The 13,600-nt window shown below is 70.7% G+C and carries 12 protein-coding genes and 1 pseudogene; 5 read left to right on the top strand and 8 right to left on the bottom strand.

Going from position 1 to position 13,600, the window contains the following annotated elements; translation table 11 throughout:
• Positions 1–201: 201 nt before the first annotated feature.
• From ABZ281_RS15100 to ABZ281_RS15080, 5 genes are all read right to left on the bottom strand, one after another.
• Positions 202–342 (bottom strand): hypothetical protein, encoded by a 141-nt coding sequence (locus ABZ281_RS15100; protein WP_356655611.1) that lies wholly within the window; start codon positions 340–342, stop codon positions 202–204.
• A 176-nt stretch (positions 343–518) separates the two neighbouring features.
• Positions 519–953 (bottom strand): hypothetical protein, encoded by a 435-nt coding sequence (locus tag ABZ281_RS15095; protein ID WP_356655609.1) that lies wholly within the window; start codon positions 951–953, stop codon positions 519–521.
• Positions 954–1,577: 624 nt separating this feature from the next.
• Positions 1,578–2,378 carry a hypothetical protein gene (locus ABZ281_RS15090; RefSeq protein ID WP_356655607.1) on the bottom strand — a complete coding sequence of 267 codons (801 nt, stop codon included), beginning with the start codon at positions 2,376–2,378 and terminating at the stop codon, positions 1,578–1,580.
• 779 nt (positions 2,379–3,157) lie between these two features.
• Positions 3,158–4,759, bottom strand: coding sequence for a peptide chain release factor 3 (locus ABZ281_RS15085; RefSeq protein ID WP_356655605.1), 1,602 nt, complete (start codon positions 4,757–4,759; stop codon positions 3,158–3,160).
• Complete coding sequence (locus tag ABZ281_RS15080) at positions 4,756–5,208, bottom strand: MerR family transcriptional regulator (RefSeq protein WP_356655603.1); 453 nt, start codon at positions 5,206–5,208, stop codon at positions 4,756–4,758. Before ABZ281_RS15080 ends, ABZ281_RS15085 begins: the two co-directional genes overlap by 4 nt.
• A gap of 413 nt (positions 5,209–5,621) precedes the next feature.
• Here ABZ281_RS15080 and ABZ281_RS15075 point away from each other — a divergent pair, with 413 nt between their 5' ends.
• Both ABZ281_RS15075 and ABZ281_RS15070 read left to right on the top strand, forming a co-directional pair.
• Entirely contained in the window at positions 5,622–6,317 is a 696-nt protein-coding gene (locus tag ABZ281_RS15075) for a hypothetical protein (RefSeq protein ID WP_356655601.1), read from the top strand.
• Positions 6,318–6,326: 9 nt separating this feature from the next.
• Positions 6,327–8,012: a ribonuclease J gene (locus ABZ281_RS15070; RefSeq protein ID WP_356655599.1), complete on the top strand. Its 1,686-nt coding sequence runs from the start codon at positions 6,327–6,329 to the stop codon at positions 8,010–8,012.
• Between the two features lie 58 nt (positions 8,013–8,070).
• Here the strand turns inward: ABZ281_RS15070 and ABZ281_RS15065 are convergent.
• Positions 8,071–8,445 (bottom strand): annotated as a pseudogene (locus tag ABZ281_RS15065) (transposase); the annotation flags it as partial.
• A gap of 108 nt (positions 8,446–8,553) precedes the next feature.
• Here ABZ281_RS15065 and ABZ281_RS15060 point away from each other — a divergent pair.
• From ABZ281_RS15060 to ABZ281_RS15050, 3 genes are all read left to right on the top strand, one after another.
• On the top strand, positions 8,554–8,778 hold the full coding sequence (locus ABZ281_RS15060; RefSeq protein ID WP_356655597.1) for a hypothetical protein: 225 nt from the start codon (positions 8,554–8,556) through the stop codon (positions 8,776–8,778).
• Positions 8,779–9,098: 320 nt separating this feature from the next.
• Positions 9,099–9,473, top strand: a complete 375-nt coding sequence (locus ABZ281_RS15055; protein WP_356655595.1) for a metalloregulator ArsR/SmtB family transcription factor — start codon at positions 9,099–9,101, stop codon at positions 9,471–9,473.
• A 23-nt stretch (positions 9,474–9,496) separates the two neighbouring features.
• A complete protein-coding gene (locus ABZ281_RS15050) occupies positions 9,497–11,818 on the top strand; it encodes a cation-translocating P-type ATPase (RefSeq protein WP_356655594.1) in 2,322 nt (773 codons plus the stop codon).
• 1,091 nt (positions 11,819–12,909) lie between these two features.
• On the opposite strand, the gene ABZ281_RS15045 is transcribed toward ABZ281_RS15050, so the two are convergent.
• Both ABZ281_RS15045 and ABZ281_RS15040 read right to left on the bottom strand, forming a co-directional pair.
• Positions 12,910–13,080 carry a hypothetical protein gene (locus ABZ281_RS15045; protein ID WP_356655592.1) on the bottom strand — a complete coding sequence of 57 codons (171 nt, stop codon included), beginning with the start codon at positions 13,078–13,080 and terminating at the stop codon, positions 12,910–12,912.
• Positions 13,081–13,110: 30 nt separating this feature from the next.
• Positions 13,111–13,305: a hypothetical protein gene (locus tag ABZ281_RS15040; protein WP_329325941.1), complete on the bottom strand. Its 195-nt coding sequence runs from the start codon at positions 13,303–13,305 to the stop codon at positions 13,111–13,113.
• Between the last annotated feature and the right edge of the window lie 295 nt (positions 13,306–13,600).

Genomic DNA, 13,600 nt, shown 5'->3' with positions numbered 1-13,600 from the left:
CCGCACCGGCCGAAACCCCAAGTACGTCCAGTACGAGGGCTTCCGGCCGCCACGCCGAGAGCACGCACCAAACGCCGCTCCTCAACGGGCAAACGCTGCCCGCCACGGCACTAGGAGCCGTCGGTCGTCTCCAGCAGGAAGATCCCCAACACGCGGCCCCTAATCCGTCCTGGCCGGCGCACGTGCGCGGACTCAGTAGCACTACCAGGTCTCCGTGGACGGCTGGGGAAGCCATTCGTAGCCACCGCCGTCCAGCGGAGCGCGGTGGAAGACCGCGATCACCGCCTCGACGGGATACGTCCCTAGCCGGGCCGAGTCACCGCCCTGATCGGTGCGTTCCAAAACGATCTCACCGTCTGCCGTGCGCCCGGCGGAGGCAGGCCGACTGTGTCGGCGAGCGACTGGTGACGTGCCACCTCGCGGATCCGGAGCCGTCCCGTGCGGGCCGGAAGGCCGTGGCTGCGCCCGCCCTGCGGTGAGTCACCCGCCCGACCTCGCCCCGGCGTGTCGGCGTGCCCTCACGGGTGCAGCATGTGCAGGCGGCCGAGCAGGGCCTCGATGCGCAGTGGGGCGCGCACGTCGCGGGCGGGTGCGCCGTCCACGTCCAACCGGTAGGCGCCCCAGGCGCGTTCGAAGCGAAGGCGGCGGGTGCGGCGCCTGCCGAAGGAGTCACCGCGCGCCTCCAGCAGCCCCTGCTCGGTCAGGGTGATGCGCAGGGGCAGGTCGCCGGGTGCGGTGATTTTCTCGTTGCCGAGGATGAGGCGGGCGTTGCCCGGGTGCGGCTGTAGTGAGACCAGGGTGGTCTCGCGCACGGCGACGCCGAAGCCGCCGTCGGAGAGATGGATGCCGATGATGGGGCTGCGATGGGCTCCGAAGGTGTTCAGCTCGCCGCCCGACCGCCCCACGGGGCGGTCGATCAGCAGCGGCAGCTGCCACAGGGCCGCGGCCCTCATGGCCTGCTCCGGATGGGGTCCTCCGGCGTGCACCAGCAGGTCGACGACCGGGCGCCTGACGCCGCGGTCTGGGCCGCCACGCTCACCGGCCTCGGGGACGGGGGCTCAACTCCGTGCTCCGGATGCCGTGTCCGGCCAGACGTGTCCGCAGAAGCACCGGCCCGCTCCCGGTCTCCGCGGTTCCAGCTTCGCACGATGGCCAAAGTGGGGCGCGCGGCCGGGAGGGCGTCGGCGAGGCGTACGGCGGCGGCCAGGAGGCGCTCTGTCTCCAGCCTGTCCGTGCCGGATCCGGTGTCGGGGGACGGGGTCGAGGACAGCATGCGGACTCCTTGGCGCTCGGGACGGACCGATCCGGCGGCGCCGGGAATGCGACCCGCACCCGCGCCGGGGGGTGCGGCGCCGCGAGACCTGCGCGTCGGGCAGGAGGTGGCCTCGCGGGCTGCGGCAAGACGGCCGCTTCGGAACGACGGCCCCGCGGCCCCGCCTCTGTGGCCCGAGGGCGGGACGAATGGCGGCGTTCCGACCCTCCATCTCTAACCTAACGTGAGCGTCACATTGGTGTGAAGCAGACAGGGCCCCTCGGTGCGGCAGCCCCCGGTAAGCCCTCCATGCTTCCGGTCTCCCTCAGCGCAGGCCGGCGGCCGGGTCTGAGGTGAGCCAGCCGCGGGCGCCCCAGAAGTCGACGGCCCGGCAGATCGTGCTCAGGCACCGCTGCGCGCGGTCGCCGCCGTCACCCCAGTGCCCGAGGCTCCACCGGGTGAGCCGGTCGGCGGCGCCGTCCTCCTCCAGCACGGTCAGCCGGTTGTGGGAGCCGAGATGGGTGCCCAGCAGCAGCATCGCGGTGGCATCGGCCTGCCCGGAGGACTCGCCCATGAACGCGGCGATGGCCTGCCGGACGGTGGGCACCATGGACGGCGACGGCGACGGCGGGGGCGACGGTGCGGCCTTAGGCCGGGTCTGCCGAGGGCGGGCCGGGGCGCGCGGAGCGGATGAACTCTTCTCGGCCTCAGCCGGGTTCGCCGCGGCGGCGGAAGCACGCTTCGAGGTCGGGGCGGGTGTGGGCGCGCCTGCCTGCGGCGCGGCAGCCGCCGCCGAGTTCTGGGCGGCGCCGAGGCAGGCGGCGACGTAGTCGCTGGGCACGGGGGTGTTCTGGGAGATGGACGTTTCCAGCGCCTCGGCGTCGCAACGGCGGCACAGCGGGAGTTCGCGCCAGCCGATGATGGACAGCTGGGTGCCGCGCGAGTGCCGGGTCATGGCCTGCGGGCGGTGGACGATGTCCTGGCCGCCGCAGTCCGCGCAGCGCACGCCGCCGCGCATCCATTGCGCCGTGCAGCTCAGGCAGGTGATCCTGATGTCGTCATTCACCTGTTCGCCGCGCAGGTCCTCGGCCTCCCCGCACGACGGGCACGCCGCCACACCCGCCATGATCGTCGCCCTCCTCATCGCGGAGCCTTCACGCGCCAGAGTCTACCCTCACGTGAGAGTAGGCTTCCTGGTCAGGCTTTTCTCTGCCTGAGCACGTGGCGAAGGCGCCGTCGGACGTCGGCAACCGGGTCGACGGTCTCCAGACGCAGGGTGAGGCGGTCTTGCCCGGCAAGCGGTCTGGCGTATGCGGGCAGGCCACGGCGGCGGAAACGCAAGGTGGGAAGAGCGCGATCTCCAGGGACGGGCACCTCCTCCGCCCCGGGAACCCGCAGGGCCACGGAGAGCCGCCAGGACGATCAGCAGGTACTTCGCGTTGTCGAAGAACGCGTCACGCGTACCGCCGACAGATGACGGGCCGCTGTCCTGCGCTGTCGCCTCCGGGGCCGGGGAACGAACTTGCGTGACGGCATTCGGTATGTCGTTCGACAAGACGCTGCCCTCTCGTGACAGAAGAGATCCCGAGGGCGCTCAGGCGCCGAACCGACGGCACAGGCCACCGGTCGCGGCACGGAGCGACACCCCCCAGGCACCGGCGACACCCACCCCGTCCGCACACAACGGCCGCGAGAGCGATCATCCGCCACCCACTCTAGCAGCCTATTTATCTAGTCTTTGGCAAAGCGTGGCGATTGCTTTACGTGATACCTGGCCCCCCAATCGCACTCCGAGCCGAAGGTCCACAGGAGTGCCGATCAACCGAGCGACGGCCGACGGAATCCGGCACAACACTCTCACCCAGGGGGAGATATCAGCCTGCTCCCAGCTCGCTGGAGGCCGTCCTACTCGTGGGCGGCGATGAGGTGGTCCAGTCGTGCAGCGGGGAACTCCCGCTCGAAGGAGCCCGCCTGCCAGCGGTCGGGGAACAGGGCGAGCTGCGCCTTGTCGCGGATGCGGGTGAGGGCTTCGCCTTGGACGATCCGGGAACGGTTGAGAGCTTCCGCGCCGGCCGTGTCGGTGGCGCGGGCCAGACGGTAGGGCAGCGTCTCCAGCTTCACCGGGGAGGAGAACTCCCCGGCCATGCGGGCGCTGACGACGTCGAACTGCATCGGGCCGACTGCGGCCAGTACCGGCGCCTGGTCCCCGCGCAGGTCGGAGACCAGGACCTGGACGACACCCTCCTCGTCCAGCTGCGCGATACCGCGCCGGAACTGCTTGGACCGGGAGAGGTCGACCGGGCGGGCCACGGCGAAATGCTCGGGCGCGAAGGTGGGCATCGGCGGGAACACCGTTGACTGGCCAACGTAGAGGGTGTCGCCGACGCGCAGGGCGGCGGCGTTGACCAAGCCGACCACGTCGCCCGGGTAGGCGATGTCGACCATGGAGCGGTCCTGGCCGAAGACGCTGTGCGCGTACTTGGTGGCGAACGGCTTGCGGGAGGCGGCGCGGGTGACGGTCATGCCGCGCTCGAAGATCCCCGAGCACACGCGCATGAAGGCGATCCGGTCCCGGTGGGCGGGGTCCATGTTGGCCTGCACCTTGAACACCAGCCCCGAGAACGGGGCGCCCACCGGCCGAAGACCTCCGCCTTCCACCTCGCGCGGGCCGGGCGGCGGGGCGAGGTCGACGATCGCGTCCAGCAGCAGCCGCACTCCTATGTTGGAGATCGCCGCGCCGAAGAAGACCGGCGTGGTCCGGCAGGCCAGGAACGCCTCCTGGTCGTGTACCGCACCGTCGACCCGGAGGAGATCAAGCTCCTCAACCGCCTTCCCCCAGTCCGCGCCGTCCTCCGAAGCGGCCCGATCAGCCGAGACGGATTCCTCTGCGGCTTCGCGGACACCGCCGGGGGTGCGGACGTAGCGCAGCATCTGCCCCGGCCTGCGGATGTCGACCAGTCCGCGCAGGTATCCGGCGTCGCCGACCGGCCAGGCGATGGGGGTGGGCTTGAGGCGGAACTCGCGCTCGATCTCGTCCATCAGCTCCAGCGCCTCACGGCCGGGCCGGTCCCACTTGTTGACGAACGTGATGACCGGGATGCCGCGGTGCCGGCAGACGTCGAAGAGCTTGCGGGTCTGCTCCTCCAGTCCCTTGGCGGCGTCGATGAGCATCACCGCGCAGTCCACCGCGGCCAGCACCCGGTAGGTGTCCTCGGAGAAATCCGCGTGGCCGGGAGTGTCCAGCAGGTTCAGCACGCATCCCCGATGGGCGAACTGCAGCACCGCGGACGTGACCGAGATGCCACGGGCCTTCTCCATCTCCATCCAGTCCGAGGCGACCCCTCGCCGCCCGGCCTTGCCGTGCACCGCGCCGGCCTCGGTGATGGCGTGGGCGTGCAGGGCGAGGGCCTCGGTCAGGGTGGACTTGCCCGCGTCGGGGTGGCTGATCACGGCAAACGTGCGCCGGCGTGCCGCCTCGGAGGCCGCCCATTCCCTGTCGGAGCTCATCGCACCGCCTCCGCATCCGCGTCAGCCGCAGCCTTGGCGTCCACGAGCCGGGCCAGGTGGCCGTGCAGGGAGCGGGCGAAGTCCTCCGCCTGCCCCAGCTGCCGCCGCAGGTCCTCGCACCGCGCGTCGGCCTTCACCCAGTACGTACGCAACCGTTCCACCAGTTCCTCGTGTGCTTGCTCGTGGTTCTCCGGCAACGGCCGACCGTCGTCGGGGAGTTGTTCCAGCACGTTCAGCAGGGCGCGGATGTCGTCGAGGCAGAAGCCCAGCGGCCGCATCCGCCGCAGCAGCGTGAGCCGGCGCACGTCGGCCTCGGTGTAGAGGCGGAAGCCGCCCATACTGCGCTCGCTGGGAGCGACCACGCCGGCGTCCTCGTAATGGCGGATCGTCCGCAGCGACAGCCCCGTGCGTTCGGCCACCTCGCCGATCTGCAACAGCTGCTCGCCCACGACTTCACCGCCCCACCTCTCGCGCCGGCATCCCGCCCGGACCGCAAACCTACCTTCTCGTTAGGGTAGGTTTGCAAGTGGGTGGAGCCGAGGGCAGTCGCGGACAGGCTGCCGTCGTCGTCTCGGCAGCGTCGCTTCACTCCCCCTCGGGGTGGCGCTGCCGTCCGCCCACTCGTCCCCGGCCAGGGCAACCGGCCTGATGCCGCTCACACCCGCCACCACCCTCGGCTCCTCCCGGGCCCAGCCCTACCGAGTCGTCGATCGAGCTGGAGGAGCCGCTGGGCATGGAGGCATGAATTCCCGCGCGCCCGGCGCCTGACCTGGGGCCCGGTAAAGCAGTTGCCCAGCCAGGCCCCCACCCCCGCATCATCGTCGGAACCAGACCGCCCCTCGCCCTTCACAGGGAGACCGCGTTGACCACCGACCGCTTCCCGGACATCGTCCGCGCCGGCACCGCCGTGATCGGCACACGGTACGCCGGAGGACCCGACCGGCAGCTGCTGGTCATGGATGACAAGGTGCATGCGCTGGAGGGCGCTTCCCCGCCACGCGGCCTGTCTGCCGTGAGCTGGTTCGCGAGCACGGACGGTGAGAGCGTGCTGTCGCTCGCGCAGTGGGAGAGCGCCGGGGCGTACGACGCGTACCTGCGCGGCGGTGGCTGTGCCGCACCCTTGGCCGGTCCGCCCCGCTACCGGCTGTACCGCAGCCCGGCCGAGGAACACGAGACCCGTGTCCCGGGCTGCCTGATCACGGCCGCCTTCGACGTGGACGGGCCCGAGCGGCAGCGTTCCTTCACCGACGCCGTGATCGCCGCCCAGCCGAAGGAGGGCGGGCACCCCGCTTCCTGCACAGCACCGACGGCAGCCGCATCCTGCTGTACACGGAGTGGACCAGCATCGAGGCGCACCAGGAGGCCGCCGAGGCCGGTGACCACGACAGGGGCACGAAATCTTCTCCGGTACGCCCGAGGTACGGCCCACCGGCGGCGGGCGCTACCACCTCCACCGCTCCCTGCCCTTTCCCCTGCCCTGACCGAGGCGCCCGGCGTCGCACAGCGCGCCGCCTCGACCGTGCAAGGCAGCGGATTGCCCCGGCGGACCCTTCGGTAGCGTGAGGGTATGAGCCATCCGCACCCAGAACTCAAAGCCGCCCCGCCACTGCCCGAGGGAGGGCTGAGGGTCACCGCCCTGGGCGGCCTGGGCGAAATCGGCCGGAACATGACCGTCTTCGAGCATGCCGGCAAGCTGCTCATCGTCGACTGCGGCGTGCTGTTCCCCGAGGAGACCCAGCCTGGCGTGGACGTGATCCTGCCCGACTTCACCTCCATCCGAGACCGCCTGGACGACATCGTGGCCATCGTGCTCACCCACGGCCACGAGGACCACATCGGCGGCGTGCCCTATCTGCTGCGGGAGCGCAGGGACATCCCCCTCGTCGGCACCAAGCTCACCCTCGCCTTCATCGAGGCCAAGCTCAAGGAGCACGGGATCAGGCCCCGCACGGTGCGCGTGCGCGAGGGCGACCGGCGCGGCTTCGGCCCCTTCGACTGCGAGTTCGTGGCCGTCAACCACTCCATCCCCGACAGTCTCGCGGTGGCCCTGCGGACCGGTGCCGGCCTGGTACTGCACACCGGTGACTTCAAGATGGACCAGTTCCCTCTGGACGACCGGATCACCGATCTGCGCGCCTTCGCCCGCCTCGGCGAGGAGGGCGTGGACCTGTTCCTCACCGACTCCACGAACGCCGAGGTGCCCGGTTTCACCACCTCCGAGCGCGAGCTGAACCCGGCGATCGAGCAGGTGATGCGCACCGCACCGCGGCGGGTCATCGTCTCCAGTTTCGCCAGCCACGTGCACCGCATCCAGCAGGTCCTGGACGCCGCCCACGCGCACGGCCGCAAGGTGGCCTTCGTGGGCCGCTCGATGGTCCGCAACATGGGCATCGCCCATGACCTGGGCTACCTCAAGGTGCCGTCCGGCCTGGTCGTCAGCACCAAGGAGCTGGAGAAGCTCCCCGACCACAAGATCACTCTGGTGTGCACCGGCTCCCAGGGCGAACCGATGGCCGCGCTGTCACGGATGGCCAACCGCGACCACCAGATCCGCATCGGCAAGGGCGACACCGTCCTGCTCGCCAGCTCCCTCATCCCCGGCAACGAGAACGCCATCTACCGGGTGATCAACGGACTCACCCGGTGGGGCGCCCACGTGGTCCACAAGGGCAACGCGAAAGTGCACGTCTCCGGGCACGCCAGCGCCGGCGAACTCGTCTACTGCTACAACATCGTCAAACCCCGCAACGTCATGCCCGTCCACGGCGAATGGCGCCACCTACGCGCCAACGGCGACCTCGCCATCCGTACCGGCGTCGACCCTGACCGGGTCGTCATCGCCGAGGACGGCGTCGTCGTCGACCTCGTCGACGGCCGCGCCTCCATCACCGGCAAGGTCCCCGCGGGCAACGTCTACGTGGACGGCATGGAAGTCGGCGGCGCCACCGAGGCGTCCCTCAAGGACCGGGTCACCCTCGCCCAGGAGGGCGTCATCACGGTCGTGGCCATCGTCGACGCCGACACCGGTGCCCTCGCCGAGGCCCCCGACTTCCTGGCCCGCGGCTTCGTCCACGACGAGACCACGTTCGAGCCGGTCATCCCCGTCATCGAGAAGACGCTGGCCACCGCCGCCGAGGAAGGCGTCGGCGACGCGCACCAGCTCGAACAGCTCATCGCCCGCGCCGTGGCCAACTGGGCCTTCCGCACCCACCGCCGCAGGCCACTGATCATCCCCGTCATCATCGACGCCTGACAGGGCCACGCCCCAACACCCCACGCTCCCCGACAGGACGAACAAGGCCATCCCGCCGACCCCGCCAGTACATCGACGACACCAGAAAGGTCAACATCTCGTCCACCCCGGTCAGGCGCCGCTGCCGCTTCTTGACTATCTGCGGCTCGAAGCTGCCGGCGGTGTCGCGGGGCACCTTCACCTCGACCGGCCCGACATCGGTCAGCACGGTCTTGGACCGTGTGCCGTTACGGCTGTTGCCGTTGTTCTTCCCGGCCGGATCGTGCTTCTCGTAGCCGACGTGATCGGTGATCTCGCCTTCCAGGGCGGACTCCAGCACCCGCTTGGTCAGCTGCTGCAACAGCCCGCCCTCGCCAGTCAGCTGCAGGCCCTCGCTGCGAGCCCGGTCGACCAGCATCGCGACGAGCTGCTCGTCCGAAGCGGCCGACGGCATCGCGCTACCGGCCGACTCCTCGAAGGACTCGTGCTCGATCGTCGTCTCTCCCACTTGGCGTCTCTCCTTGATCAGCAGATCCGCCGTTGATTAGACACTCCCCGGTGAGTGCAGCAGGCGAAGAAGGCCGCCCTGTCGCTCGGCATCGAGGTCGAGGAACCTGAAACGCACCACGACGGCAGCGTCCACTCCTCCCACGGCGCACAGGTACCGGCCTTCCTGCCCACCGACGACAAGGCCCACGTGCTGTACACCAGCAACACGCCGATGAAGTCCTTCGCGCACGACCTGCCGGTGTTGGCCAAGGGCATGCAGAGCACGACGCCGAAGTAACCAGGCAGCCCCCATACCGGTACGGGACCACGGAGCTCAACTGCGGGCGAGGTCCGTGGGCGGCGTCGGGATACGGATCCTCGGGCTCGGCCGTCTTCGTGACACGGACAGCGTCGAACGCCGGTTCTGCCTCAGGGTCTCCGGGGCCGCTCTGTGAGTGCGGTCGGGGCGGTCGGTCGGAGCGCCGCCGATGCGGACCGGGCAGCAGCATGCACGGATGATGTGTGGACGCGGCTCCGTCCACCGTGAGGATGGCCTGCTTAGGACGGTACGGGAACTGCCCACTGGGCAGACATATCAATGAGCGTTAGGGTATTGATGTGACCGAGAAACGTGAAGACGCCTGCGACCTGCTCTGCCTGGATCTTCCCCACGCCGAGGAGATCCGCGGGCGGCTGCCGTCACTCGCCGTGCTGTACCCCGCCGCGTCGGCGGCCAAGGGGATGGCCGACCCGACGCGGCTGAAGGTGGCGGCGGCACTGGCGGCCGGTGACGAGCTGTGCGTGTGCGACCTGGCGTGGATCGTCGGGCAGGCGCAGAACCTCGTCTCCCACCACGTCCGGCAGCTGCGCAACGCGGGCCTGGCCGCCTCCCGCCGGGACGGGCGGCTGGTGATGTACGCGCTCACCGAGCGGGGCCGGGCGCTGCTGGGCGTGCTCCTCGGCGACGACGTCGATGCCGCCATGGAGATCTAGGACGAACGGGGAAGGGGACCTCGATGGGTGCGGAGTGCTGCGCGCCGGCTGAAGCGAACGCCACCGCCAATGCCGAGGAACACGATCAGGGCCCACAGCGGCTGTGGCACGTACGTGAGCTGCAGTTCGGCGTGGTGGCGGGCGTGCTGCTGCTGGCCGCGTGGCTGACCGGCCGCGCCGGGGCCGAGACCCCGGAGATGGTGCTGGAGCTGGCCGCGGTCGCGGTCGGCGCCTCCACCTTCGTCCCGGCGGCCGTCCGTAACCTGTTCACGCACCGGCACGTCGGTGTCAGCACGTTGATGACCATCGCCGCGGTCGGTGCGGTGGCGCTCGGTCAGTTCTTCGAGGCCGCCATGCTCGGCGTGCTCTTCGCCATCGCCGAAGGGCTCGAGCACTACGCGGTCGTCCGCACCCGGCATGGCCTGCGCGCGCTGCTCAACCTGGTCCCCGACACCGCCTCCGTCCTCCGCGGCGGACACGAGGTCCAACTCGCCCCCGACGACCTGGCGCTGGGCGATGTGATGCTGCTGCGCCCCGGACAGCGGGCCGCCACCGACGGCGTCATCCGCTCCGGGCGCACCAGCCTGGACCTGTCCGCCATCACCGGCGAGTCCATGCCCGTCGAGGCGGGCGTCGGCGAGCCGGTGTACGCCGGTGCGATCAACGGCGGCGGCGCGATCGAGGTCAAGGTCACCGCACTGGCCAAGGGCAGCTCCCTGGCCCGCATCGTGCACATCGTCGAAGAGGCCCAGGAACGCAAGGGCTCCGGCCAGCGCCTGGCCGACCGGCTCGCCAGGCCCCTGGTGCCCGGCATCGTGATCCTGTCCGTCCTGATCGCCGGCCTCGGCGCGATCCTCGGCGAACCGCTGCTGTGGCTGGAGCGGGCCCTGGTCGTGCTGGTGGCGGCCTCGCCCTGCGCACTGGCCATCGCCGTGCCGCTCACCGTTGTCGCCGCTGTCGGCGCGGCCAGCCGCACCGGCGCCCTGGTCAAGGGCGGCCTCGCCCTCGAACAGCTCGGCACCGTAGGCACCGTGGCGCTGGACAAGACCGGCACCCTGACCCGCAACGAGCCGCGTGTCATCGGAATCCTCACCGCCAACGGCCCGACCGAGGCGCAGGTGCTGCGGCTGGCCGCCGCCCTGGAGGCACGCAGCGAACACCCCCTCGCCGCCGCGATCATCGCCGCCGCCGACCAGATACCCGAGGCCGCGGACGTCACCGCGGTCGTCGGCCACGGGCTGCACGGCGACGTCGACGGCACGCCGGTACGGCTCGGCCGCCCCGGCTTCATCGAACCCGCCGCCCTCACGGCGGATGTGGAGTGTCTGCAGGACGAGGGCGCGACCGTCGTCCTCGTCGAGCGTGATGACGTCCTGCTCGGCGCCATCGCCGTACGCGACGAACTGCGCCCCGAAGCCGTCGAAACCGTACGCGAACTCGACCGCCTGGGCGTGAAGGTGGCCATGCTCACCGGCGACAACGCCCGCACCGCCCAGGCCCTCGCCACCGCGGCCGGGATCGAGGACGTCCGCGCCAACCTGCGCCCCGAGGACAAGGCCGACCTCGTCACCGAGCTGCGCTCCCGCGGCGGCCGGGGCGGTGTGGCCATGGTCGGCGACGGCATCAACGACGCCCCCGCCCTGGCCACCGCGGACGTCGGCATAGCGATGGGCGCCATGGGCATCGATGTGGCCATCGAGACCGCGGACGCCGCACTGATGGGCGAGGATTTGCGCCACCTGCCCCAGCTGCTGCGCCACGCCCGCCGATCACGCACCATCATGCTGCAGAACATCGGTATGTCCCTGGCCATCATCACCGTCCTGATCCCACTGGCCGCCCTCGGCGTCCTGGGCCTGGCCACCGTGGTGTTCATCCACGAACTCGCCGAGGTCCTGGTCATCGCCAACGCGATCCGCGCCGCCAAGACCACCCAGCTGCCGGCCACCACCGCCATCGCCCCGACCGCGCGCCGGCCCGCGCTCGCCCGATCCGCACCGCAGCAGACCACAGCGGCGGTCACCCCTGGCGGCGATACCGGCCAGACCGACGACGGCTGCTGCGACGACTGCGCGACCGAGCCCACCACCGCAACCGCCCCCGCCGAACGCCCGCTACCGGCGATCACCCCGCGCCCCGAACAAGCAGCCCAGGGCGGCCAGAAGGCACCGGCCGCTGCGGACGCCGCCGACGGCTGCTGCCCCGGCTGCGCGGGCGACCAGCCCGTGCGCGTCAAACAGGGCAGTCTGGCCACACCCGTCCCGGTCCAGAGCCGCCCGCTCAAGACGCTGCCGCTCGCTCACGGCTCCGGTCACGACGGCGACGGGTGCTGCGACGGTCACTGACTGAAGCCCCCTGCCGCCGGCCCTGAAGACCGCCGGACACCGCACATGCCGTGTCCGGCGGTTCGTCGTTGGCGTGCTCACCGTTTCTCACGTCAGTCGGCGGCCCCGCAGTACTCGGGTGGGCCGCCAACTGACAACGGCAGCCGATCAGTCGGTCAGCTCTGGCGAGACCATCTACGTGCCGGACGGCACCCTGCACAGCTTCGGGCCCGACATCCTCGTCTACGAGATCGAGCAGACGTCCGACATCCAGCAGCACGCGATGCGCTGGAAGATGGAGGACGGCTCTCCGGTGGGCCACGAGGAACACCGGTCCAACCTCGACATGCTGATGCGGCAGGTGGACCTGGAAACCCGACCGGACTTCAGCCACGGGCTGAGCATCGCCGTCGAAGACGCGGTGGAGCGGGTCTTCCCAGTGCCGGCCCGTACATCGCGCTGGAACGCTGGCGTGCCGGAACCACGGAACCTTTGCGACACACCTTCAGCACCGCGCAGATCCTTTCGGACGTCGGACGTCGGCGCCCCCGTACGGGTCCGGACCGGCACATGGATCGAAGAGCTCGGCCGCGCGGAGACACTCCTGCTGCCCACGGCGTGCCGTGACGTCGAGATCAGCGGACCGGCCGATGTCCTCATGGGCTACCTGCCCGACCTCGACCGCGATGTCCGTGCCTGCTGCTCGCTGCGGGATACCCGCTGCCTGCCCTGCGGCGGTTCATCGCATCGTCAGCCTGACACGCAGTCGTTTCCCCGCGTTGGGGGACATCCGCCCAAGACGCGTGGAACCGACGGTTCAGCAGAAAGCTGCACGTCGGGCACCGAAAGAGAGCGATCAGCCCGCGGCGCCAGCACATCAAGAACAACGCCAGGGGGCGGGGAGCATCCAAGGGGGGGCCGCAGGGCAAGTCGTCGTCCCAGCGTGGTGGGGAGGTCTGGCGGCCCAGGAGCGGTGGATCGGCCCCCTAGCGCCCAGATGGACTGTGAGACCAGGCCCCCAAGGCCCATCCCCTCGGACTGTGGCCGGGCGGGGACGGCGCGGACGGCAATGCCGGACCCCGCGCGTGGCGAAGTCCGGCTTGGCGAGGGCCTCAAGATTCGTCGCGCACGTCGTCCGGGCCGAGCCCGGCTTCCTCCATCGCCTCCCGCATGGTGCGGCCGGTGGCGCCGTCGCCCTGCTCGCTGGTGGTCTCGGCCCCAGGCGTCTCGATGACGTCATCGGTGGACGTCGTCTTCGGGCGGTTCTCCTCGGGTACGGTCACGACTTCTCCTCGCTCGTTCCTACGGCGGGCTCAGGCCGGGTGGTCCGGCTGCTGCTCGGGAGGCGTACCGCCGCCCTCTCCTCCGCCCTTGTCGCCGCGGTCCGTGCCATGGGCATGGCCGCCGCTTTCGTGGGCGGGCTGTTCCGCCTTGCGGGCCTGGCTGTCCTGCGGAGTGCCCGCCCCCTTGTCACTGCGCCGCAGTTCGGGCTGTTGCGGGTTCGACATCGGCTCTCCTCCTTGCTTTACCTCGCGCAACCGAAACACTTGCCGATCACACGGGTGGCTCACGGGCTCCGCCCCAAACGTTCAGCCGAGACATTCATCCCGTGGGCCTGCCGTCGAGCGTCTCGACAGTCGCCGGCACAGGGGCGGACTCGCCGCTCGCTGCGGGTTTCCGCAGCGCCTGCGGTACAGGGTCGGGCTCCGAGGCTCAGCAGCCTATGCCGATGAGCCGGAAAGCCGGTTCTGCCAGGACCTGCCTCGTGGCCGCCCGACGCGCTGCACCCGGCGTGACCACAAC

The organism is Streptomyces sp. NPDC006265, assembly GCF_040613555.1.
GTDB lineage: Bacteria > Actinomycetota > Actinomycetes > Streptomycetales > Streptomycetaceae > Streptomyces.
This window is presented reverse-complemented; position numbering and strand designations above follow the sequence as displayed.

What these genes read in the sequence shown, in the direction of transcription:
- ABZ281_RS15050 (WP_356655594.1), top strand. Translation starts at nt 9,497, where the DNA reads ATGGGTGCGGAGTGCTGCGCGCCGGCTGAAGCGAACGCCACCGCCAAT.
- ABZ281_RS15085 (WP_356655605.1), bottom strand. Translation starts at nt 4,759, where the DNA reads ATGAGCTCCGACAGGGAATGGGCGGCCTCCGAGGCGGCACGCCGGCGC.
- ABZ281_RS15070 (WP_356655599.1), top strand. Translation starts at nt 6,327, where the DNA reads ATGAGCCATCCGCACCCAGAACTCAAAGCCGCCCCGCCACTGCCCGAG.
- ABZ281_RS15040 (WP_329325941.1), bottom strand. Translation starts at nt 13,305, where the DNA reads ATGTCGAACCCGCAACAGCCCGAACTGCGGCGCAGTGACAAGGGGGCG.
- ABZ281_RS15095 (WP_356655609.1), bottom strand. Translation starts at nt 953, where the DNA reads ATGAGGGCCGCGGCCCTGTGGCAGCTGCCGCTGCTGATCGACCGCCCC.
- ABZ281_RS15090 (WP_356655607.1), bottom strand. Translation starts at nt 2,378, where the DNA reads ATGGCGGGTGTGGCGGCGTGCCCGTCGTGCGGGGAGGCCGAGGACCTG.